The organism is Brachybacterium sp. GCM10030268 (assembly GCF_042666305.1).
GTDB lineage: Bacteria > Actinomycetota > Actinomycetes > Actinomycetales > Dermabacteraceae > Brachybacterium.
The window spans coordinates 320,131-341,159 of sequence record NZ_JBHTCW010000002.1 but is presented as its reverse complement, the minus strand read 5'-3'; the positions used below and the strand labels follow the sequence as shown (position 1 = coordinate 341,159).

Sequence of the window (21,029 nt, the reverse complement as noted above, 5' to 3'; positions counted from 1 at the left end):
GGCGACGGTTCGCAGGGCGTCCGAGCGCGATCTGGCGGCGGGCACAGCAAGAGCTGGCGAGGGCACAGCAAGGGCCCGGCACCGAATCGATCGGTGCCGGGCCCTGCGGATGCCGTCCGCCGCGCGAGGACGGGCGGGCTACGGGCTCAGAGGCCGAGTTCCGCCTCGAACGCGCCGTCCTCGAGACGCTTCTTCATGAAGGTGAGGAAGCGAGCGGCGTCCGCCCCGTCGACCAGGCGGTGGTCGTAGGAGAGGAACAGGTACATCATCGAGCGGATCGCGATCGAGTCGTCGCCCTCGGCGTTCTGGACCACCGCGGGCCGCTTGGTGATGGTGCCGGTGCCGAGGATGCCGACCTGCGGGCTGGGCACGATCGGGGTGTCCCAGAGTGCGCCGCCCGAGCCGGTGTTGGTCAGCGTGAACGTCGCCCCGGAGAGGTCGTCCGGGCCGAGCTTGTTGTTCTTGGCCTTCGAGCCCAGCTCGCCGATCTGACGGGCCAGGCCCGCCAGGTTCAGGTCGCCGGCGTTCTTGATGACCGGGACGACCAGCCCGCGCTCGGTATCCGCTGCCATGCCGATGTTCTCGGCCGCGGCGTACTTCACGGTGTCTCCGTCGATGGTGGCGTTGAGCTTGGGGTAGACCTTCAGACCCTCGATCGCGGCCATCATGAGGAACGGCAGGAAGGTCAGCTTCGCGCCCTCGCGCTGAGCGAACGCATCCTTGGCGCGGCCGCGCAGCTTGGCGATCCGCGTCATGTCGACCTCGACCGCCGTGGTCAGCTGAGCCTGCTCGTGCAGGGACTCGACCATGCGCTTCGCGGTGATCTTGCGGATCCGGGACATCTTCTCCTCGGTGCCGCGCAGTGGGGAAGCCTCGACCTTGGGAGCTTCGGCGGGAGCGCCCGCGGCCGGGGCGGACGCCGCCTCGGCAGCGGCCTTCTGCTCGTCGATGGCCTGCTGGACGTCCTGCTTGCGGATCCGGCCGCCCAGGCCCGTCCCGGTCACCGTGGAGAGGTCGATGCCGGCATCGGCCGCCATCTTCCGCACCAGCGGCGTCACGTAGCCGGAGGACTCGGCGCCGGTGACGGAGTCCGCGGCCTTCGGGGTCGTCTCGGGCACGGAGGGGTCCTGCTTCTCCTGCCCCTGGGGGGCATCGGCCTTGGCCTCAGCGGGCTGCTCGCTCTGCGTCGGCGCCGCCGACTGCTCGGCCTTCTCCTCCGCCGGCTTCTCCGCGGCCTGCTCGGCCTTCCCCTCGGCCGGCTTCTCCGCGGCCTCTGCCTGCTCGGGCTCCTTCTCCTCCGCCTTCTCCTCGGCGGCCGGAGCCTGCTGCGTCGGCTCATCGCCGCCCGCGGACGCTCCGGAGGAGTCGCCGACGACTGCGAGCACGGCACCGACCTCGGCGTCGTCGTCCTCCTGGACGCGGATCTCGAGCACGGTGCCCGCGACCGGGGAAGGGATCTCGGTGTCGACCTTGTCGGTCGAGACCTCGAGCAGCGGCTCGTCGACCTCGACGCTCTCGCCGACGCTCTTGAGCCAGCGGGTCACGGTGCCCTCGGTGACGGACTCACCAAGGGCCGGCATCGTCACCTCCTCGCCGGCGGCGGCGCCACCGGCGGCACCCGAACCGGCCTCGTCCGACGCATCGGCGGGCTTCTCGGACTCTCCGGCCGGCGCCTCCTCATCGGTGGAGGGGGCGACGGTCTCGTCGGAGGCGAGATCTTCGCCCTCGCCGGAGGGCGCGGAGCCCTGGTCGGAGCCGCCATCGGACTCGGTCTGCTCGTCGGAGGCGGCAGGAGCTTCCTCGCTTTCCTGCTGCGCGCCCGAGTCGCCGGAGCCCTCGTCGGAGGAGCCGGAGCCGTCGCCGATGACGACGAGATCGGCGCCGACCTCGGCGTCGTCGTCCTCCTCGACCAGGATCTTCTCGATGGTGCCGGCGACAGGGGAGGGGATCTCTGTGTCGACCTTGTCGGTCGAGACCTCGAGCAGCGGCTCGTCGACGTCGACGGTGTCGCCGACGCCCTTGAGCCAACGGGTGACGGTGCCCTCGGTGACGGACTCACCGAGCGCCGGCATCTTCACGGTTTCAGACATGGGGGTTCTCCTCCTGGTGGGCTCAGGCGTGGGCGTGCAGGGGCTTGCCGGCGAGCGCCAGGGCGGCTTCGCCCATGGCTTCGTGCTGCGACGGGTGGCCGTGGATGAGGGAGGCGACATCCTCGGGGTAGGCCTCCCAGTTGACGATGAGCTGGGCCTCGCCCATGAGCTCGGAGACGCGCGAGCCGATCATGTGCACGCCGACGATCGCGCCGTTCTTCTCGCGCACCATCTTGATGAAGCCGGTGGTGCCGAGGATCTGGGACTTGCCGTTGCCGGCGAGGTTGTACTCGTAGGTCTCCACGGCATCCTCGCCCAGCTGCTCCTTGGCCTGCTTCTCGGTGAGGCCGACGGAGCCCAGCTGCGGCTCGCAGTAGGTGATGCGCGAGATGCCGGACTCGATGATCGGGGCGGGGTTCTGGCCGGCGATGCGCTCGGCGACGAAGATGCCCTGCTGGAAGCCGCGGTGGGCGAGCTGGAGGCCGGGGACGATGTCGCCGACGGCGTAGATGCCGGGGACGTTGGTCTCCAGGGTCTCCATGTTCGCGAGGACGAAGCCCCGGTCCATCTCGATGCCCTGCTCCTCGTAGCCCAGCCCGGAGGTCGTCGGCCCGCGGCCGACGGCGACCAGCAGGTAGTCGCCCTCGAAGACCGTGCCGTCGGTCAGAGTGACCTTCACGCCGGAGTCGGTCTGCTCGGCCTTCTCCGTGAACACGCCCAGCGAGGAGGTGATGCCGCGCTTCTTGTAGGCCCGCTCGAGAGCCTTGGACAGCGACTCGTCCTCGTTGGCCACCAGATGGGGGAGGCCCTCGACGATGGTCACGGACTCGGCGCCGAGCGACTTCCACACCGAGGCGAACTCGACGCCGATGACGCCGCCGCCGAGGATGATCGGGTTCTTGGGCACCTCCGGCAGCTGCAGCGCGGTCTCGGAGTCGAGGAACCGGCCGCCGAGGTCGATCCCCGGCAGCGTCTTGGAGTAGGAGCCGGAGGCCAGCACGATGTTCTTGCCGGTCAGCTCGCGGGTGCCGGACTCGGTCTCGACGGTCACCGTCTGCGGACCGGTGAGACGGCCGAAGCCTTCGACGTACTCGACCTTGCGCGCCTTCACGAGGCCCTGGAGGCCCTTGTAGAGGCGGCCGATGATCTTGTCCTTGTAGCCGAGCATCTTCTCGACGTCGACCGAGCCGACGGTGAGCTCGAGCCCGACCTCGGACGCCTCGGACGGGGTGTCGGCGAGCTCGCCGACGTGCAGCAGCGCCTTCGTCGGGACGCAGCCGCGGTGCAGGCAGGTGCCACCGAGCTTGTCCTTCTCCACGAGAGCGATCTTCTGGCCGAGCTGGGCTCCGCGCAGCGCGGCCGCATAGCCGCCGCTGCCACCGCCCAGGATCACGACGTCGAACTGGTCAGTGGTTGTATCCGCCACCTGTGTGCTCCTCGGTGTGTGGGTGTTCTACGCGGCGCGCTGACCGGGCTGGTCGACGGCACCGCCTGCGGGTCCCATGCTAGGCCACCAGGCGGTGCCGTTCGGCTCGCTGCGCAGGATGCCCAGCGGGGCCGGGCATCCCGGGTCAGGCGGCGGGGGCGGAGGCGCGGTCCTCGAGCACCCGCAGCACGGTGCGCACGCTCATGCCGGTGCCTCCCTTGCCCATGTATCCCAGCGGGGAGGATGCGTACCCGGGGCCGGCGATGTCCACGTGGGCCCACTCCGTCTCACCCACGAACTCGGCCAGGAAGATGCCGGCGGTCAGGGCCCCGCCCCAGCGTTCGCCGATGTTGCGCAGATCAGCCACCCGACCGGTCAGGTCCGCCCGCAGCTCCGCCGGGAAGGGGAGGGGCCAGAACGGCTCGCCGGTCAGCTCGGAGGCCTCCATCACGGCGTCGCGACCGGCCTGGGTGCCCATCACCCCGGCGGTGCGCTTGCCGAGCGCCACCACGGCGGCGCCGGTGAGCGTGGCCACATCCATGACCAGGTCGGGCTCGTCGGCGACCGCGTCGACCAGGGCGTCGGCCATGACCATGCGGCCCTCCGCGTCGGTGTTGAGCACCTCGACCGTCTTGCCGTTGCGCATCGTGACCACGTCACCGGGGCGCTGGGCGCCGCCCCCGGGCATGTTCTCGGCCAGCGCCAGGAAGGCGGTGACCTTGACGTCGAGCCCGAGCCGGGCGGCGCCTACCGTCGCGGACAGCACGGTCGCGGCGCCGGTCATGTCCGAGGTCATGTCGTCCATGCCGGCGGCGGGCTTGATCGAGATGCCGCCGGTGTCGAAAGTGATGCCCTTGCCCACCAGCGCGACGGAGCTGCGCGCGTTCTCCGGCGCGTACTCGACGCGCACCAGACGCGGGGGACGGGTCGAGCCCTGGCCGACGCCGACGATGCCGCCGTAGCCGCCCTCGGCGAGCTGCTTCTCGTCCAGCACCGTGACCGTCAGCGGCAGGTCGGCAGCGACCTCCTCGGTCCGGCGCGCGAACTCGGCGGGGTAGAGCAGGTTCGGCGGGGTGTTGACCAGATCGCGCGTGAGACCGACGACGTCGGCGAGCACACCGGCACGCTCGGCCGCGGCGGCGATGGCCGGCGCGGCGGCGTCCTCGCTCAGCAGCGTGATCGAGCCCAGAGCCGGCTTCGGGGCGGACGAGCCCGAGCCGGTCTTGTGGGCGGTGAAGGCATAGGCACCCAGGGCCGCGCCCTCCAGAGCCGCGGCCTGCTGGGCGGCAGTGCCGCCGGGCAGAGCGATCGCGGCGCCGGCGGTGCCCGTCAGGGAGCGGGTGGCGGCGCCGAACGCCAGGCGGAGGTCCTCGTCGTCGGCCTCGGAGAGATCCTCCTCACCGATGCCCACGAGCAGGAGCGAGCCGGCGGAGGTCAGGCCGTAGGAGGGGATCCGGTGGAGGTCGCCGCGGGCTGCGGAGGCGTCCAGAGGTGCGATGACCTCGGAGATCTCCGGAGCTCCGGGGACGCTCGAGGGGGCGTCGCCGGCCCCGGCGAGCAGCGGCAGGATGAGGACGTCGGTATCGACGTCGCGCAGGGAGGTGTCAGACACGGTGATGGTGGGCATGGTTCCATCGTAGAGCTGGCGCGGACCTGCCGGTCGCCCCGTGCGGCCCGCTGACGCAGAGCCGGCAGGCCGTGGCATCTCCACGGCCCGGACATGACGAGGACGGGACGGTCGATGCTGGCGCTGAGCATCCTGGTGTCGGTGGTCTGTGTGGTGACCGCGCTGCTGGGCATCTACTACGCGGTGCGCGATCTGCGGGCCGATCTGGTCCTGCTCGGTGCATGTGCGCTGGTCGCGGTGGTCTGGGTCGTCCTCGCCGTCGTGCTGGGGCTGGAGGACCTCGCCGGCGGTGCCCCGGCCGACCGGGTCACCCTCTACGGCTATCTCCTGACCGGCCTGGCCATGGCCGTCGCCGGCGTGTGGGTCGGCGTGTGGGAGCGCAGCCGCTGGGGCAGCCTCGCGATCGCCGTGGTCGCCCTGACGTCCGTGGTGCTGCTGATGCGCCTTCATCAGATCTGGCCGGGAGGCTTCGCGTGAGCGATGACATGAGGCACACGACCGACGGGGAGAAGCGCCCCACCGCTGCGCCGCGTGCGGGGGAGCAGTCTCGCTCACGCGGCTTCGAGGCCGTGCTGATCATCGTCTACGGGCTGTTCGCCCTCTCCGCGACGGCCCGCAGCCTGGTCCAGATCCTGCGGGACTTCTCCTTCGCGCCCGTCGCCTATGGCTTCTCGCTGCTGGCGGCGCTGACCTACATCGCCGTGACCCTCGCCCTGATCCGCCGCGGCCGCCGTTCGCCCCTGGCCCAGGCGCTGTGCACCCTCGAACTGGTCGGCGTGCTGGCCGTGGGCACGCTGAGCCTGCTCGATCCCGAGCTGTTCGCCGACGCCACCGTGTGGTCGGTCTATGGGCGCGGTTACGGCTTCGTGCCGCTGCTGCTGCCGGCGGTGGCGCTGATCTACATGGTGCGCGGCCGACGCACCCGGTGAGCCGCGTCGGTGCCGGCCCCTCGGCCGCGTCCCGACGACGCCCGACCGCGTACGGTATCCCCGTGACCACAGACGACACCTCCCGACGCGGGCCGTACGAGACGCTGTTCCGCCGCGGCCTCAGCCGGCTCGATGCCGAGCAGGCGCACCGCCTCACGGTCAGCTCGCTGCGGGCGGCCCAGAACCTGCCCGGCGGTCGGCGACTGCTGCGGGCAGCCTTCGCCACCCCTGACCCGCTGCACGATCACCGTCCCGCCCGCCATGTCCTGGGCGCCGACCATCACAGCCCGCTGGGGCTGGCGGCCGGCTTCGACAAGGACGGTGAGGTGCCGCTGGCGCTGCTCGACCTCGGCTTCGGCCATGTGGAGGTGGGCACGGTCACGGCCAAGCCCCAGCCCGGCAATCCCCGCCCGCGATCGTTCCGGCTGATCCCGGACCGCGCCCTCATCAACCGGATGGGCTTCAACAATCACGGCGCCGAGGCACTGGCCCGGCATCTCGCGACCGCTCGCCGTACCGAGCGCGGCCAGCGCGCCGTGATCGGTGTGAACATCGGCAAGTCGAAGGTCACCCCCCTCGAGGATGCGGCGGAGGACTACCGCTTCTCCGCCCGTCTGCTCGCGCCGTACGCCAGCTACCTCGCGATCAACGTCTCCAGCCCGAACACCCCGGGGCTGCGTGACCTCCAGAGCGTCGACATGCTCCGGCCCGTGCTCGAGGCCGTTCTCGACGAGGTCTCCCGGGCACGACGACGCCTGCGCCGTGAGCTCCCCGTGCTCGTGAAGATCTCGCCTGATCTCCACGACGAGGACCTCCGGGCCGTCGCAGCCCTCGCCACCGACGTCGGCCTCTCGGGCGTCATCGCGACCAACACCACCATTGCCCGTCCCGCATCGCTGCGCACCGAGCCCGAGCGGCTGGAGACCATCGGCGCGGGCGGGCTGTCCGGACCCGTGCTCGCCGAGCGCTCCCTGGAGGTGCTGCGACTGCTGCGCACCGAACTGCCGGGCGAGGCCGCCATCATCAGCTGCGGGGGAGTGACCACCGCTGCCGACGTCCGCGCCCGCCTGGCGGCCGGGGCCGACCTGGTCCAGGGGTACACGGCGATGATCTACGAGGGCCCGGGCTGGCCGGGGCGGCTGGCCCGCGAGCTCGGTGGCGAGGCATGGGCCTGAGCGCGTCCTGCCGCCCGGCGGCGGTGCACGGCCGCGGGCGCAGGACCTGCGGCGCCGGCGTCCCCGACCTAGGCTGAGGGTATGGACGAGGACCTGTTCTCGCTCGGTGGCGATGCGCCGACCCCGCGCACGCTGTCCGACCGCAACCGCGACCATCGCGCCCCGCTCGCGGTGCGGATGCGCCCGCGCAGCCTCGAGGAGATCGTCGGCCAGCACGACGCCCTCGAGCCCGGCAGCCCGCTGCGCCGCCTGGTGGCGGCCGACGACGCCCGGACCGCGCCCAGCTCCGTGATCCTGTGGGGCCCGCCCGGCACGGGCAAGACCACCCTGGCCTACGTCGTCGCGCAGTCGGGGGACCGCGAGTTCGTCGAGGTCTCCGCAGTGCTCGCCGGCGTCAAGGACATCCGCGAGGTGGTCGACCAGGCGCGCTCGAGGCTGCGGACCGTCGGCCGCGAGACGGTCCTGTTCATCGACGAGGTGCACCGCTTCTCGAAATCGCAGCAGGACGCCCTGCTGCCCAGCGTCGAGAACCGCTGGGTCACCCTCATCGCCGCGACCACCGAGAACCCGTACTTCTCGGTGATCTCCCCGCTGCTGTCCCGCTCGATCGTGCTCACGCTCGAGTCGCTGGAGCGCTCGGATCTCGACGAGCTGATCGATCGCGCCCTGAACGACGAGCGGGGCCTGGACGGCGCGGTGACGCTGACGTCCGAGGCCCGCGAGGCCCTGCTGCGCCTGGGTGGGGGAGATGCACGCAAGATACTGACCTCGCTCGAGGCCGCCGCGGCCGCCGCACTGATGAAGGAATCCCGGGAGATCGACGCGGCCACCCTGTCGCAGGCGGTCAACCGCGCCGCGCTGCGCTACGACCGCGCCGGGGACCAGCACTACGACGTCACCAGCGCCTTCATCAAGTCCATGCGCGGCAGCGATGTCGACGCCGCACTGCACTACCTCGCCGTGATGATCGAATCGGGGGAGGACCCGCGCTTCATCGCCCGCCGCGTCGTCATCGCCGCGAGCGAGGAGGTCGGCATGGCCGACCCCGACGCCCTGCAGGTGGCGGTCGCCGCCATGCAGGCCGTCCAGATGCTCGGCATGCCCGAGGGCCGGATCCCCCTGGCCCAGGCCGTGGTGCATATCGCGACCGCCCCGAAGTCGAACGCCTCCTACCGGGCGCTGGATGCGGCGATCGCCGACGTCCGGGCCGGCAAGGGCACCGGGGTACCGGCTCATCTGCGCGATGCGCACTACGCCGGGGCCGAGAAGCTGGGCCACGGCACCGGTTACCGGTATGCCCACGACGCGCCGCACGGCGTGGTCGCCCAGCAGTACGCCCCGGACGATCTCGTCGGGGTGGACTACTACCGGCCCACGAACCACGGCAACGAGGACCGCACCAGCCGGCGGGTCGAGGCGCTGCGCAGGATCCTGCGCTCGGACGACGCGCGCGGCAGCTGAGGGCGGCGCCCTCCGCGGCGCTGTGGGGGACTCCACAGGACTCGGGCGCTGATCGGGGCCGATGTCCGTTGAGCAGCGGTGTGCGCTGGGGTAGTGTGGGGCGCTGAATCCGCGGCTGCAAGATCAGGATTCAACCACGCGAACAGAGGTAGACCTCGTGACCAACGTCACCCGTGCGCGCCGGCAGGCGCGCCTGTCCCGAGCCCTCGGGCTCCCGCTCACCCCGAAGTCGATCAAGTACTTCGAGAAGCGCCCGTACCCCCCGGGCGAGCACGGCCGTGCTCGCCGTCGGACCGAGTCCGACTACGCCGTGCGTCTGCGCGAGAAGCAGCGTCTGCGCGCCCAGTACGCACTGCGCGAGAAGCAGATGCACCGCTCCTACCTGGACGCCAAGAAGGAGGCGGGCCTGACCGGCGAGAGCATGGTCGAGCTGCTCGAGATGCGTCTCGACGCGCTCGTGCTGCGTGCAGGCTTCGCCCGCACCATCCTCCAGGCCCGTCAGGCCGTCGTGCACCGCCACATCATGGTCGACGGCAAGGTGGTCGACCGGCCCTCCTTCCGCGTGAAGCCCGGCCAGACCATCCAGGTCAAGCCGAAGGCTCAGGCCATGGACCAGTACCAGATCGCCGCCGAGGGCGGTAACTCCGACGTCTACGCCTCCACCCCGGTGTACCTGTCGGTCGAGCTCGACCAGCTCAAGGCCAAGCTGGTCTCGCGGCCCAAGCGCGCCGAGGTCCCCGTGACCTGCGACGTGCAGATGGTCGTCGAGTACTACGCGCGCTGACATGCGCTGATCGCGACGCGAAAGGCCCCGGCAGGAGTACTCCGGTACCCTGACCGGGGCCTTCGTGTCCGCACCGCCCGCCCGGCGCCGCCGCGGGCCCGCCCCAGGTGTCTCAGGAAGGACCTCCCCAGACATGCGCACCTCAGAGATCCATCGCCGCTGGCTCGAATTCTTCGCCTCGAAGCAGCACGAGGTCGTCCCCAGCACCTCGCTGGTCTCCTCGGACCCCTCGATCCTGTTCACGATCGCCGGCATGGTTCCCTTCATCCCGTACATCGTGGGCACCGAGAAGCCTCCGTACGCGCGCGCGGTCAGCGTCCAGAAGTGCATCCGCACCAACGACATCGAGAACGTCGGCCGCACCACGCGCCACGGCACGTTCTTCCAGATGGCGGGGAACTTCTCCTTCGGCGACTACTTCAAGCAGGGTGCGATCGACCTCTCCTGGGAGTTCCTGACCTCCAGCCAGGACGCCGGCGGGCTCGGCATGGATCCCGAGCGCCTGTGGTTCACCGTCTGGGAGCACGACGAGGAGTCCTACCGCCACGTCACCGAGGTGATCGGGCTCGAGCCCCGCCGCGTGGTGCGTCTGCCGCGCGAGGAGATCTTCTGGGACACCGGCCAGCCGGGTCCCGCCGGTCCCTGCGGCGAGTGGCACTACGACCGCGGCCCGGAGTACGGACCCGAGGCCGTCACCGGCACGGTCCCCGAATGGCCGGGTGACGAGCGCGCCGAGGACCGTTACATCGAGATCTGGAACCTCGTGTTCGACCAGTACCTGCGCGGCGAGGGCACGGGCAAGGACTACCCGCTGCTCGGTGAGCTCGACCAGAAGTCCATCGACACGGGGCTCGGTGTCGAGCGCGTCGCCTATCTGCTGCAGGGCAAGCAGAACATGTACGAGATCGACCAGGTCTTCCCCGTCATCGAGAAGGCGCAGGAGCTCACCGGACGGGTCTACGGGGCCGACGAGGAGGACGACGTCCGTCTGCGCATCGTAGGCGATCACGTCCGCAGCGCGATGATGCTGGTGGCCGACGGGGTCCGGCCCGGCAACGAAGGCCGCGGCTACGTGCTGCGCCGCCTGATCCGACGCGCCGTGCGCTCGATGCGGCTGCTCGGCCACACCCAGCCGTCCATGCCGCAGCTGCTGCCCATCTCGCAGTCGGTGATGGTGGAGTCCTACCCGGAGCTCGAGGCAGACTTCGGCCGCATCTCCGAGATCGTCTACGCCGAGGAGGAGGCGTTCCGCCGCACCCTCGAGACCGGCACCACGATCTTCGATCAGCTGGTGAGCGATGTGAAGGGCAGCGGGGGCCGCTCCGTCCCCGGCGAGGACGCCTTCCGTCTCCACGACACCTACGGCTTCCCGATCGACCTCACCGTCGAGATGGCCCACGAGGTCGGCCTCACGGTCGACGAGACTGCCTTCCGCAGCGCCATGCAGGAGCAGCGCGAGCGCGCCCGCGCCGACGCCGCCGCCAAGAAGTCCGGGCACACCGACACGGCGATCTACAACCGGCTGCTCACCCAGCGCGGCGAGAGCGTGCCGTTCCTGGGCTACACGGAGTCCACCGTCGCGACCACCGTCGAGTCGGTGCTGGTCGGCGGGGAGCTCGTCAACGCGGTCGATGCCCCGGCGGATGTCGAGGTGGTCCTCGCCTCGACCCCGTTCTACGCCGAGGCCGGCGGCCAGCTCGCCGATCAGGGCCAGATCACCATCGCCGGCGGCGGCCTGATCGAGGTCGACGACGTGCAGGCCCCGGTGCGCGGGCTCATCGTCCACCGCGGCCGTCTCGTCGAAGGCTCGGTCGCCACCGGGACCGAGGCGGTCGCCGCGATCGACACCGCCCGCCGCGGCGCGATCGCCCGCGCGCACACCGCCACGCACATGGTCCACCAGTCCCTGCGCGAGGAGCTCGGTGAGGGCGCGACCCAGGCCGGTTCGGAGAACTCGCCGGGCCGCATGCGCTTCGACTTCCGCTACGGCCAGGGCGTCCCGCACAGCGCGCTCGAGCAGATCGAGGGCAGGGTGAACACCCTGCTGCAGGACGAGCTCGCGGTCACCGACCAGCAGATGCCGATCGACGAGGCTCGCGCGCTCGGTGCCCAGGCCCTGTTCGGCGAGAAGTACGGCGACATCGTCCGGGTCGTCTCCATCGGCGGGGACTGGTCCCGTGAGCTGTGCGGCGGCACCCATGTCCCCAGCACCGGCGCCATCGGCACCGTGCAGCTGATGGGGGAGTCCTCCATCGGCAGCGGCGTGCGTCGCGTCGACGCTTTGGTGGGCCTGTCCGCCTACCGCTACCAGGCCAAGGAGCACGCCCTGGTCTCCCAGCTCTCCGAGCTGCTGAAGGTGGGATCTCCTGACGACCTGCCCGACCGGGTGCGCGCCCTGACCCAGCGGACCAAGGACATGGAGAAGCAGCTGGCCGCACTGCGCGGGCAGCAGCTGCAGGCCGAGGCCGGGCGCCTGGCCGGCGAAGCGGTCGACGTCGCCGGGGTGCGGCTGCTGGCCCACGACGCCGGGGAGGGGATCGCCGCCGGCGATCTGCGGACCCTCGCGCTGGACCTGCGCTCGCGCCTGGGCGACGACGCGCCTGCCGTGGTCGCCGTGGCCGGGCACGAGAACGAGCGCGCCGCGCTCGTCGTCGCCACCAGCCCCGGAGCCCGCGATCTGGGCCTGGCCGCCGGGAAGATCCTGGCCACCGCCGCCGAGGCGATGGGCGGACGCGGCGGCGGCAAGCCCGACCTCGCCCAGGGAGGCGGCGGTGAGCCCGCCCGCATCCCCGATGCCCTCGCCGCGGTGCGCAGCACTATCGAGGCGGCCGTGACCGCATGAGGCCATCCGACGACGTCCAGGATGTCGCGGGGCTTCCCCGCGGAGTCCGTCTGGGGGTTGATGTCGGAGATGTCCGGGTCGGGCTCGCCCGCAGCGACCGCGACGGGTTGGTGGCGACCCCGGTCGAGACCGTCGAACGGCAGTCCGCGGCCGCGCGCGTGGCGCTCGAGGCGCGCGAGACGGAAGCTCGTGTCATCATGGTCGGGCTTCCGCGTTCCCTGGACGGGACCGAAGGACCTGCCGCCGCCAAGGCCCGCGACTTCGCTGCAGAACTGGCCACGGTCCTGGCACAGGGCCCGCAGGACACCACGGGAGTCGGCGACGTCGAGATCCGCCTTCTCGACGAGCGGCTGACGACGGTGACAGCACACCAGGCGCTGCACACCTCGGGTCGCAAGGGACGCAAGCACCGGCAGGTCGTCGATCAGGTCGCCGCCGTGATGATCCTGCAGCAGGCGCTGGACATCGAACGGTCGACCGCAGCACGCGCCGGCGAGCTCGTGCCTGCCGCGCAGGACGATTCCGAGCAGGCGGAACGCACCGATCAGGAGGGCACCGCATGAGCGACGACGAGCTGTCCCTGGAGGAGCTCACACAGGAGGAATCCAGCAGCGGCGATCACGGCGCGGCGCCGGCGAAGGGCAACAGCCATCGAGGCCGCCGGCGCAGTCCGCGGCGCGGAGGGTTCGTGCGCTCGGTGCTCCCTGTGCTGCTGGTGATCCTGGTGGTCGCCGGGCTCGGCGTCGGCGGCGTCCAGGGATACCGGTGGCTCACCTCCAACGTCAGCGTCGAGACCGAGGCGGCCGATTACCCGGGGCCCGGCAGCGGGGAAGCCGTCGTCGAGGTCGCCGAGGGCGACACCGGCACCGACATCGCACAGACCCTCGTCGAGCACGACGTCATCAAGACCACGGGCCCGTTCGTCAATCTCTTCGCCAACACGCCCGACGCCTCGGGCATCGAGCCGGGCGTCTACCGGCTCCAGCAGAAGATGCCCGCCGCCGACGCGCTGGAAGCCCTGATGGATCCCGCGAATCTCGCCGGACACCGGGTGATCGTGCCCGAGGGGCTGCGTCTGACCCAGATCTGGCCGCTCCTGTCCGAGGCCTCAGGGATCCCGGTGGAGGACTTCGAGGCGGCTGCCGAGGACTACACCTCCTACGGCATCCCCGAGAACCCGGCGGAGTCAATGGAGGGATACCTGTGGCCGGGCCGCTACGACATCCCCGAGGAGGCCACCGCCGAGGAGGTCATCTCGATGATGTGGGAGCGCATGGAGGAGGAGCTGACAGCTCGCGAGATCCCGGAGGAGGAGTGGCACGAGTCGCTGACCATCGCCTCCCTCGCGGAGCTCGAGGCCAGCAACGCCGAGGACTACGGAAAGGTCGTGCGCACCATCCATAATCGGCTCGAGGGCGCCGGTGATGCCGGCGGCAAACCGATGAGGCTCCAGTTCGACTCCACGGTCCACTACGTCACCGGCAAGAGCGCCAGCGTCGGCACCACCGACGAAGAGCGTGCCACCGACAGCCCGTACAACACCTACGCCCACACCGGCCTCCCCCCGGGGCCGATCGCCGCCCCCGGGGGCGCGACGCTGGATGCGACCATCGACCCGCCCGAGGGCGACTGGCTGTACTTCGTGACGGTCAACACCGACACCGGGGAGACGAAGTTCGCCGAGACCTGGGCGGAGCACGAGAAGAACGTGGCCGAATGGCAGGCCTGGGCGGAGGCGAAGGGGTGACCGCCCCCTCCCGGTTCGCGGTGGTGGGCTCGCCGGTCGCGCATTCGCTCTCGCCCGTCCTGCATGCCGCCGCCTACCGCACCCTTGGTATCGAGGACGCGACGTACGAGCGCTACGACGTCCCCGCCGGCGAGCTGGAGGCATTCGTGCAGGGCGGCGCCGGCCGCGAGCTGGACGGCCTGAGCGTGACGATGCCCGGCAAGCCGGAGGCCTTCGCGCTGGCCGCCGAGTCCGATGAGACCTCGCGCGCCCTGGGCGTCTCCAACACCCTGATCCGTCGCCCCGACGGCACGTGGCGGGCGGAGAACCACGATGTCCACGGGATCGTGGCGGCACTGGGCGATCACGGCGTCGCACCCGCCGGCTCCGGAACTGCCGGGCCCGTGCGGGGCGCGGTGATCGGGTCGGGGTCGACGGCGCTCAGCGCGGTCGCCGCCCTGGTCGCTCTCGGGACCGGCACCATCGTGCTGACGGCACGCAGCCCGGAGAAGCTGGCACCGCTGGAGGCCCTCGCCGCCCGGGCCGGTACCCCCGTCGAGCTGGTGGCGTGGGAGGACAATCACGCTGCCCTGACGGCGGAGGTCGTCGTCAGCGCCCTCGCCGTCGGCGGCGCCGAGACGGTCGCCGCCGACTGGCGCCGGCGCGAGCCGCTCGCGGTGCCGCAGGTGTTCCTCGACGTGCTCTACGACCCGTGGCCGGCCCCGCTGGCGGCCCTGGTCGCCGAGCGCGGCGGCACCGTCGCCGACGGTCTCGAGATGCTGGCCCACCAGGCCGACATGCAGGTGCGCTCCATGCTCGCGGTCACCGCGGCCCCCGTCACCGAGATGCTGGCGGCGGCGCGCGGAGAGGTCGCCCGGCGCGCCTCGGGCCCCGGGACGCCGGGCTGACGACACCGTGCTCCCTTGTCGGGTTCAGCAAAGGAGTAGTAAAGTGGCGGCGCCCGACGGGTCTCGTCGGACGCCGCTGGATCGAGCACGAGGAAGTGACTCATGGACCTGGACCAAGGGCTCGGGGGCGAGAACGACCCCATCGACCCGCAGCGAGCCGGTTCTGCCACGATCGTCCCCGCCACGTCCCCGCCCACGGCGAAGTCCACAGCCGATCCGGCCACGGACACTGCGCCCATCGGCCCGGACGTCTCGACACCGCTGCTGCGACGCTGCACAGCACTGGCCACCCGGGCCCGGGTGGACCTGCTGACCGCGACCCAGCACGCCGCCTCCGACGAGCTCGACCAGACCCTGGCCACTCTGGAGGCCTGGGATCCGGACTCGCTCATCGACCCCGACCCGACGATGGTCGTCCTGGCCGCTGCCGCCCTGCAGGACCTCGCCGAGCGCCTGCCGGACAGCTCCGCCGGCCCCTTCGTCGCCCGCGTGGAGGCGGCACTGGAGCTCCTCCGCACACTCATGCGGACCGGCCGGATCGGCGTCATGGCGTGATTGTCTTCACGTCCGTGCTGGCAGGAGGCGGATGGGGCCCATTTCGAGCGCCGGCCCGTGCTAATCTTCTTCAGTCGCTGCGGCGGCCGCCTGTCCGGGTGGCGGAATTGGTAGACGCGCTAGCTTGAGGTGCTAGTGCCCGTATTAGGGCGTAGGGGTTCAAGTCCCCTCTCGGACACCCTGTGGGACCCCGTCTCCGATCGTGGAGCGGGGTTCTTCTGCGTCACCGGCCGGCTGAGGCACCGCCGGGTCACGACCCGGGTCACCACGGAGCACCGTGGGAGAATCGTCGGCATGGTCCACGTCTTCCTCCATGAGCCCGCGATCGCCGGGAACACCGGCAACGCCATCCGGCTCTCCGCCGTGACCGGGGCCCGGCTCCACCTCATCGAGCCGCTCGGCTTCGATCTCGAGGACGCGAAACTGCGCCGGGCCGGGCTCGACTACCACGATCTCGCCGATGTGAGCATCCACCCCGATCTGGACCGCGCCCTGGCAGCCGCGCCCTCGGCGCGGGTGTTCGCCTTCACCGCGCATACCGAGACGACCTTCGACGAGATCGACTACGCCCCCGAGGATGTGCTGCTGTTCGGCACGGAGCCGACCGGCCTGCCGGCCTCGGCCCTGGAGCACCCCCGGGTGACCGCCCGGGTGCGGATCCCCATGCTCCCGGCCCGGCGCTCCCTGAATCTCGCCAATGCCGTCTCGATCGCCGTGTACGAGGCGTGGCGACAGTTCGGATACGACGGGGCGGGCGCATGACGCGGTCGCACGGAACCGGCACCAGGCTCCCGGCGCGGCTCGCCCGTCGTAACGCCCTCTTCCAGCAGTGGCAGTCCCTGCTGACCAACCGCACCAAGCGTTCCCGCAGCGGAGAGATGATCGTCCAAGGGGTCAGGCCGATCACCCGGGCCATCGCCCATGGCGTCGAGATCCGGGCGCTGCTGTCCGACGGCCGGGAGCGGCCCTCCCGGTGGGCCCGCGAGCTCCTGGCCTCGCCGCCGGCGCCGGTCGTCGAGGTCGATGCGGAGCTGATGGCCGAGCTGGGGGAGCGCGAGGAGGGGGTCCCCGAGCTGCTCGCCCTGGCCGCGGTGCCGAGCGACGACCTCGACCGGTTGACGCCGTCGTCCGATTCGTTGCTGGTCGTCTTCGACCGGCCCTCGAGTCCCGGCAACATCGGGTCCCTCGCCCGGACCGTCGACGCACTCGGTGGCGCTGGCCTGATCATCACCGGGCACAGCGCCGACCCCTGGGATCCGGCCGCCATCCGTGCCAGCACCGGGTCGATCTTCGCCCAGCCCGTGCTGCGACGGGCCTCGCACCGCGACGTGCTGGACTGGGTCGATTCCCGGCGCGGGGAGGGCGAACCTTGGACGGTGCTCGGTCTCGACGAGGCCGGTGGCCGCGCGATCTCCGACGTCGATCTCACGGGCCCCGTCGTGATCGTCGTGGGCAACGAGACGATCGGGATGAGCGCCGGCTGGCGCGAGGGATGCGACGTCGTCGCCGAGATCCCCATGACCGGCAGCGCTTCCTCGCTGAACGCCTCCATCGCAGGCTCGATCGCCCTGTACGAGGCGCGGCGCCAGCGCCAGGCCGCCGGGAAGCCGTCGCAGGGCCCCTGAGCTCAGGCCGTCCCCAGAGCGCTGCGGACCACCGGAGCGCCCAGCAGGCCCAGGAACGGCCCCGCCAGCAGCACCGGGCCCAGAGCGAAGCGCACGCCGGCGCGGCGGGTCACGGCCACCACGACGGTCCCGGCGGCGCCCGCGACCAGCGCGATCCCCAGCAGCCCGGCGATCAGCACGTCCCCGCCGAGTGCGGTGCACATCAGCACCACCACCGGTACCGTCTTCGCGTCGCCCATACCCAGCAGCGCAGGCGCCACCAGGGCGATCAGGATCGCGCCGACCCCCAGCACCAGCGCCAGCACGACAGCGGTACGCAGCCCGCCGCGCAGGGCGGGGACGGCGGCCGCCGTGATCGCCAGAGCGGCGGCCACGGCCGCCGTCATCGAGCCGACCCACGGATTGGGCAGGCGGTGTTCGCGCCCGTCGACCCAGGCCAGCACCAGCGCCGGCGGCAGGTACAGCACCAGCAGCACGACGAGCGGGATCAGCGGGGCAGCAGCAACGGGCACACGGTTATTGCACCAGAGATGCGGGACGGTTCCCGCCCGTCCGGGAGGATTGTGGACGGGCCGGCGATCTCAGATCTCGATCACGGGGGAGTACCCGAGGGTGGATTCGACACGGATGATGCGTCGCCGCATCCACACCTTCTTGCCCCCGCCCATGTACAGGCGGGTGCGGGCGTGCTCCCACCGGCCGTACTCGGCCTGCTCCGTCAGTGTGGCCCGCACCTGGGCCACGGAGCTGTTGCGCGGGACCGTGATGATCTGGAACTCGTAGTCCTCCGCGCGGCGTCCCCGCTCCAGCGGCAGATCCCTGATCCCGCGGGGATCGCGCACGTGCTCGATTCGAGCCGCGAGGGGCTGCTGGCCTCCGGACAACGGCATCCTCCTGTGTGCATAGACGCGTATCGGCCGGCTCCGGGGCCGCCGCTGCCCGACGAGCAGAGTCGTGACCCCGGCCCGGCCGGTTCCACTGTCCATTCTGCCGTCCGACGCGGTACCGTCCAACCATGAACACGGATCCTCGCTCCGCTCTCGCTGCGCTGATCGCTGCCCTGGAACGTCACTACGAGGCCGCCGCCGCGTCCCGCGGTGACGACGATCCGGCCCTGGACGCCGCGACCGAACGTCTGACCACGGCCTTCGACACCTACGACGACGCTCTGTTCGACGCCTACGACATCGCCACCCCGCTCATCGTCTTCGACGCCGAGGACGACGACGATGAGGATGACGACGACTTCGACGACCTCGATGAGTTCGAGGACGACGAGGACGATGACGATGACTACGAGGACGGCGACTACGACGAGGATGACGCCGAGCGCTGAGACCGCTCCATGAGCGGGTCGTAGAACGTGCACGCCATCTTCACCACAGGTCCCCACGCGGCGCCGGGCATCGAGCCCGGCGCCGCGTACTCTGTCCGAGGCCGATGAACATGTCGGCCCGAGTGCGCCGTCCGTCCTTCCCCGAGGAGAGTCCATGTCGTTCATCGAGGCGATCATCCTGGGGCTCGTCCAGGGACTGACCGAGTTCCTCCCGATCTCCTCGAGCGCCCATGTGCGCGTCGTCGGTGAGCTCATGGATCCCGGCCAGGACCCGGGCGCGGCCTTCACCGCCATCATCCAGCTCGGCACCGAAGCGGCCGTGGTGATGTACTTCTGGAAGGACATCACCCGCATCATCGGCAAGTGGTTCAAGGCCCTGGCCGGCAAGGTCCCCCAGTCCGATCCGGACGTGAGGATGGGCTGGCTGGTGATCGTCGGGTCGATCCCGATCGGCGTGCTCGGACTGCTGTTCGAGGACCAGATCGATCACGGCCTGCGCAACCTCTACATCACCGCGTCGATGTTGATCGGATTCGGTGTGCTGCTCGGACTGGCGGACCGCATCGCTCCTCAGCGCAAGGAGCTGGACACCCTCACCGTCCGTCACGGCATCCTCTTCGGCCTCGCCCAGGCCCTCGCCCTGATCCCCGGCGTCTCACGGTCCGGCGGGACCATCACCGCAGGCCTCCTCATGGGCTACACCCGTCAGGCCGCCGCACGCTACGCGTTCCTCCTCGCCATCCCGGCCGTCTTCGCCTCCGGCCTCTACAAGGCCGCCAAGGAGGTGCCGGCGCTGCTGTCCGCCGACGGTCGTGCCGCCGCAGCCGCGGCCGGGGAGCCCTCCTTGGTGGCGATCATCATCTCGACGGCCGTCGCCTTCGGGGTGGGATACGCCGTCATCGTGTGGTTCATGCGGCTGATCGAGAACCGCTCCTACCTGCCCTTCGTCCTCTACCGCGTGGCCGCTGGCCTGGTGCTGCTGGTTCTGCTGTGGCTCGGAGTGGTCGACCCTCTCGGCGGCGCCTGAGGCCTCGCACGGCCCGTATGATCGGACGGTGCTTTCCTGGACCTCCCCGTCGATCACGCCCCTTCCCGCCTCCGACATCCCGCTGAGGCTGCACGACACCCGGACGGGGCGGGTGGCGCCCCTCGTCCCGATCATGCCCGGTCGCGCCCGGCTGTACGTCTGCGGGATCACGCCGTACGACGCGACCCATCTGGGGCATGCGGCCACGTATCACGCCGCGGACCTGATGCGGCGTGCGCTGCTGGACACGGGGCTGGAGGTGGACGTCGCCCAGAACGTCACCGACGTCGACGACCCGCTGCTGGAGCGTGCCGCCCGCGACGGGGTCGACTGGCGCGAGCTCGCCGCCTCGCAGACCGCCCTGTTCGCCGAGGACATGGAGGCGCTGCGCATCCTCGCCCCGGACACCTATCGCTCCGTCAGCGAGAGCATGGACGGGATCATCGCTCTGGTCCAGCGCGTGCACGAGCGCGGACGCGCGTATCCCGTCCCCGCCGAGGACGCTGCGGGCCCGGACTGGTATCTCGACCTGGCTGTGGACGGGGCGCTGGGCGATGTCTCGGGCTGGAGCGAGCAGCAGATGCTCTCGGTCTTCGCCGAGCGCGGCGGTGACCCGGAGCGCGAGGGCAAGCGGGGCCGCTTCGATCCGCTGCTGTGGCGCGCCGAACGGGAGGGCGAGCCCGCGTGGGACGGCGGTGTCCTGGGCCGTGGCCGTCCCGGCTGGCACGTCGAGTGCGTCTGCATCGCCGAGGACGGCCTCGGCCTGCCCTTCGACGTCCAGGCCGGTGGCAGCGATCTGATCTTCCCCCATCACGACCTCGGCGCGGCGCATGCCGTGGCCCTGGGCCGCGGCTTCGCCGGGACCTACATGCACAGCGGCATGGTCGCCCATGAGGGCGAGAAGATGAGCAAGTCCCTGGGCAACCTGGTCTTCGTCCACCGACTGGTGCGCGATGGCATCGACCCGATGGTGGTCCGGCTGGTGCTCATGGCCCATCACTACCGCGCCGACTGGGAATGGTCCGCCGAGGAGGTCGACCTCGCCACGAGCCGTCTGCACAGCTACCGGGGCGCCGCCGAACAGGGAGGGCAGCACCCGGAGACGGTCGAGGCGCTGCGCCGCGCGCTGCGCGACGACCTGGACACGCCGTCCGCGCTGAGCGCCCTGGACGCCTGGGCCTCCGACTCGGCCGGCAGCGGTGAAGCCCCCGAGGCCGGCGACCGGGCTCCCGGCGATGTGCCCGCCGCGGCGGACGCCCTGTTCGGACTGGACCTGACTCCGCGCACGAGCTGAGCGGCCGGCAGCCGGGCGGCCCCGGGCCGACTCGACGCGCCGGCCCGTTCCCCCGGTCCGACGCGCCGGCCCGTTCCCCCGATCCGTGGCGCAGGAGACACGGATCGGGGGAACGGGCGGCACGGGTCGGCGAGCCGTCGTGGTGGGCCATGTCCTGCGCCGCGACGTCGCGCGGAAAGCAGGCCGCCCGGGAGGAAGACCACCTGGGAGGAGGCCGTGCGGGA

20 protein-coding genes and 1 tRNA gene are annotated in these 21,029 nt (G+C 71.3%); 16 read left to right on the top strand and 5 right to left on the bottom strand.

From position 1 onward, the window contains the following. Nucleotides 1-146: 146 nt before the first annotated feature. The 3 genes from sucB to ACFQRD_RS04535 all read right to left on the bottom strand — a co-directional run bounded on the left by sucB (nt 147) and on the right by ACFQRD_RS04535 (nt 5,143). Nucleotides 147-2,090: a 2-oxoglutarate dehydrogenase, E2 component, dihydrolipoamide succinyltransferase gene (gene sucB, locus ACFQRD_RS04545; RefSeq protein ID WP_377016926.1), complete on the bottom strand. Its 1,944-nt coding sequence runs from the start codon at nt 2,088-2,090 to the stop codon at nt 147-149. Nucleotides 2,091-2,112: 22 nt separating this feature from the next. Beyond that, nucleotides 2,113-3,516 (bottom strand): dihydrolipoyl dehydrogenase, encoded by a 1,404-nt coding sequence (lpdA, locus tag ACFQRD_RS04540; protein ID WP_377016928.1) that lies wholly within the window; start codon nt 3,514-3,516, stop codon nt 2,113-2,115. Between the two features lie 145 nt (nt 3,517-3,661). Continuing rightward, the gene (locus ACFQRD_RS04535; RefSeq protein ID WP_377016930.1) at nt 3,662-5,143 is read right to left on the bottom strand and encodes a leucyl aminopeptidase; all 1,482 of its coding nucleotides are present in this window, start codon (nt 5,141-5,143) and stop codon (nt 3,662-3,664) included. Nucleotides 5,144-5,236: 93 nt separating this feature from the next. On the opposite strand from ACFQRD_RS04535, the gene ACFQRD_RS04530 reads away from it, so the two are divergent. The 13 genes from ACFQRD_RS04530 to ACFQRD_RS04470 all read left to right on the top strand — a co-directional run bounded on the left by ACFQRD_RS04530 (nt 5,237) and on the right by ACFQRD_RS04470 (nt 17,148). Continuing rightward, on the top strand, nt 5,237-5,620 hold the full coding sequence (locus tag ACFQRD_RS04530) for a hypothetical protein (RefSeq protein WP_377016932.1): 384 nt from the start codon (nt 5,237-5,239) through the stop codon (nt 5,618-5,620). Nucleotides 5,621-5,628: 8 nt separating this feature from the next. Continuing rightward, a complete protein-coding gene (locus ACFQRD_RS04525) occupies nt 5,629-6,072 on the top strand; it encodes a hypothetical protein (protein WP_377016934.1) in 444 nt (147 codons plus the stop codon). Nucleotides 6,073-6,134: 62 nt separating this feature from the next. Continuing rightward, nucleotides 6,135-7,247 carry a quinone-dependent dihydroorotate dehydrogenase gene (locus tag ACFQRD_RS04520; protein WP_377016936.1) on the top strand — a complete coding sequence of 371 codons (1,113 nt, stop codon included), beginning with the start codon at nt 6,135-6,137 and terminating at the stop codon, nt 7,245-7,247. A gap of 81 nt (nt 7,248-7,328) precedes the next feature. After that, nucleotides 7,329-8,708, top strand: a complete 1,380-nt coding sequence (locus ACFQRD_RS04515; RefSeq protein WP_377016938.1) for a replication-associated recombination protein A — start codon at nt 7,329-7,331, stop codon at nt 8,706-8,708. A gap of 157 nt (nt 8,709-8,865) precedes the next feature. Then, nucleotides 8,866-9,492: a 30S ribosomal protein S4 gene (rpsD, locus tag ACFQRD_RS04510; RefSeq protein WP_377016940.1), complete on the top strand. Its 627-nt coding sequence runs from the start codon at nt 8,866-8,868 to the stop codon at nt 9,490-9,492. Between the two features lie 133 nt (nt 9,493-9,625). Continuing rightward, entirely contained in the window at nt 9,626-12,334 is a 2,709-nt protein-coding gene (gene alaS / locus ACFQRD_RS04505) for an alanine--tRNA ligase (RefSeq protein ID WP_377016942.1), read from the top strand. Further along, on the top strand, nt 12,331-12,897 hold the full coding sequence (gene ruvX, locus ACFQRD_RS04500) for a Holliday junction resolvase RuvX (protein ID WP_377016945.1): 567 nt from the start codon (nt 12,331-12,333) through the stop codon (nt 12,895-12,897). Before alaS ends, ruvX begins: the two co-directional genes overlap by 4 nt. Continuing rightward, nucleotides 12,894-14,081, top strand: coding sequence for an endolytic transglycosylase MltG (gene mltG, locus ACFQRD_RS04495; protein ID WP_377016947.1), 1,188 nt, complete (start codon nt 12,894-12,896; stop codon nt 14,079-14,081). Before ruvX ends, mltG begins: the two co-directional genes overlap by 4 nt. Further along, the gene (locus ACFQRD_RS04490) at nt 14,078-14,968 is read left to right on the top strand and encodes a shikimate dehydrogenase (RefSeq protein WP_377016949.1); all 891 of its coding nucleotides are present in this window, start codon (nt 14,078-14,080) and stop codon (nt 14,966-14,968) included. The genes mltG and ACFQRD_RS04490 overlap by 4 nt, the downstream gene beginning before the upstream one ends. A 102-nt stretch (nt 14,969-15,070) precedes the next feature. Further along, nucleotides 15,071-15,523 carry a hypothetical protein gene (locus tag ACFQRD_RS04485; protein ID WP_377016951.1) on the top strand — a complete coding sequence of 151 codons (453 nt, stop codon included), beginning with the start codon at nt 15,071-15,073 and terminating at the stop codon, nt 15,521-15,523. 92 nt (nt 15,524-15,615) lie between these two features. Then, nucleotides 15,616-15,701, top strand: a tRNA-Leu gene (locus ACFQRD_RS04480). Between the two features lie 116 nt (nt 15,702-15,817). Further along, entirely contained in the window at nt 15,818-16,285 is a 468-nt protein-coding gene (locus ACFQRD_RS04475; RefSeq protein WP_377016953.1) for a tRNA (cytidine(34)-2'-O)-methyltransferase, read from the top strand. Next, nucleotides 16,282-17,148, top strand: coding sequence for a TrmH family RNA methyltransferase (locus ACFQRD_RS04470; RefSeq protein WP_377016955.1), 867 nt, complete (start codon nt 16,282-16,284; stop codon nt 17,146-17,148). Before ACFQRD_RS04475 ends, ACFQRD_RS04470 begins: the two co-directional genes overlap by 4 nt. 2 nt (nt 17,149-17,150) lie before the next feature. On the opposite strand, the gene ACFQRD_RS04465 is transcribed toward ACFQRD_RS04470, so the two are convergent. Together ACFQRD_RS04465 and ACFQRD_RS04460 are read right to left on the bottom strand one after the other, a co-directional pair. Further along, nucleotides 17,151-17,660, bottom strand: a complete 510-nt coding sequence (locus ACFQRD_RS04465) for a hypothetical protein (RefSeq protein WP_377016957.1) — start codon at nt 17,658-17,660, stop codon at nt 17,151-17,153. Between the two features lie 69 nt (nt 17,661-17,729). Next, a complete protein-coding gene (locus ACFQRD_RS04460) occupies nt 17,730-18,038 on the bottom strand; it encodes a DUF5703 family protein (RefSeq protein WP_377016959.1) in 309 nt (102 codons plus the stop codon). Nucleotides 18,039-18,163: 125 nt separating this feature from the next. On the opposite strand from ACFQRD_RS04460, the gene ACFQRD_RS04455 reads away from it, so the two are divergent. The 3 genes from ACFQRD_RS04455 to mshC all read left to right on the top strand — a co-directional run bounded on the left by ACFQRD_RS04455 (nt 18,164) and on the right by mshC (nt 20,805). Beyond that, nucleotides 18,164-18,484 carry a DNA primase gene (locus ACFQRD_RS04455; protein ID WP_377016961.1) on the top strand — a complete coding sequence of 107 codons (321 nt, stop codon included), beginning with the start codon at nt 18,164-18,166 and terminating at the stop codon, nt 18,482-18,484. A gap of 154 nt (nt 18,485-18,638) precedes the next feature. Beyond that, on the top strand, nt 18,639-19,511 hold the full coding sequence (locus ACFQRD_RS04450; protein ID WP_377016963.1) for an undecaprenyl-diphosphate phosphatase: 873 nt from the start codon (nt 18,639-18,641) through the stop codon (nt 19,509-19,511). Between the two features lie 28 nt (nt 19,512-19,539). After that, nucleotides 19,540-20,805, top strand: coding sequence for a cysteine--1-D-myo-inosityl 2-amino-2-deoxy-alpha-D-glucopyranoside ligase (gene mshC / locus ACFQRD_RS04445; protein WP_377016965.1), 1,266 nt, complete (start codon nt 19,540-19,542; stop codon nt 20,803-20,805). The last annotated feature ends 224 nt before the right edge of the window (nt 20,806-21,029 follow it).

Bases quoted from the DNA above. Each gene is read 5' to 3' on its own strand.
- sucB (WP_377016926.1), bottom strand. From the start codon at position 2,090: ATGTCTGAAACCGTGAAGATGCCGGCGCTCGGTGAGTCCGTCACCGAG.
- ACFQRD_RS04535 (WP_377016930.1), bottom strand. From the start codon at position 5,143: ATGCCCACCATCACCGTGTCTGACACCTCCCTGCGCGACGTCGATACC.
- ACFQRD_RS04530 (WP_377016932.1), top strand. From the start codon at position 5,237: ATGACGAGGACGGGACGGTCGATGCTGGCGCTGAGCATCCTGGTGTCG.
- ACFQRD_RS04525 (WP_377016934.1), top strand. From the start codon at position 5,629: ATGAGGCACACGACCGACGGGGAGAAGCGCCCCACCGCTGCGCCGCGT.
- ACFQRD_RS04515 (WP_377016938.1), top strand. From the start codon at position 7,329: ATGGACGAGGACCTGTTCTCGCTCGGTGGCGATGCGCCGACCCCGCGC.
- alaS (WP_377016942.1), top strand. From the start codon at position 9,626: ATGCGCACCTCAGAGATCCATCGCCGCTGGCTCGAATTCTTCGCCTCG.
- ruvX (WP_377016945.1), top strand. From the start codon at position 12,331: ATGAGGCCATCCGACGACGTCCAGGATGTCGCGGGGCTTCCCCGCGGA.
- mltG (WP_377016947.1), top strand. From the start codon at position 12,894: ATGAGCGACGACGAGCTGTCCCTGGAGGAGCTCACACAGGAGGAATCC.
- ACFQRD_RS04485 (WP_377016951.1), top strand. From the start codon at position 15,071: ATGGACCTGGACCAAGGGCTCGGGGGCGAGAACGACCCCATCGACCCG.
- ACFQRD_RS04475 (WP_377016953.1), top strand. From the start codon at position 15,818: ATGGTCCACGTCTTCCTCCATGAGCCCGCGATCGCCGGGAACACCGGC.
- ACFQRD_RS04470 (WP_377016955.1), top strand. From the start codon at position 16,282: ATGACGCGGTCGCACGGAACCGGCACCAGGCTCCCGGCGCGGCTCGCC.
- ACFQRD_RS04460 (WP_377016959.1), bottom strand. From the start codon at position 18,038: ATGCCGTTGTCCGGAGGCCAGCAGCCCCTCGCGGCTCGAATCGAGCAC.
- ACFQRD_RS04455 (WP_377016961.1), top strand. From the start codon at position 18,164: ATGAACACGGATCCTCGCTCCGCTCTCGCTGCGCTGATCGCTGCCCTG.
- ACFQRD_RS04450 (WP_377016963.1), top strand. From the start codon at position 18,639: ATGTCGTTCATCGAGGCGATCATCCTGGGGCTCGTCCAGGGACTGACC.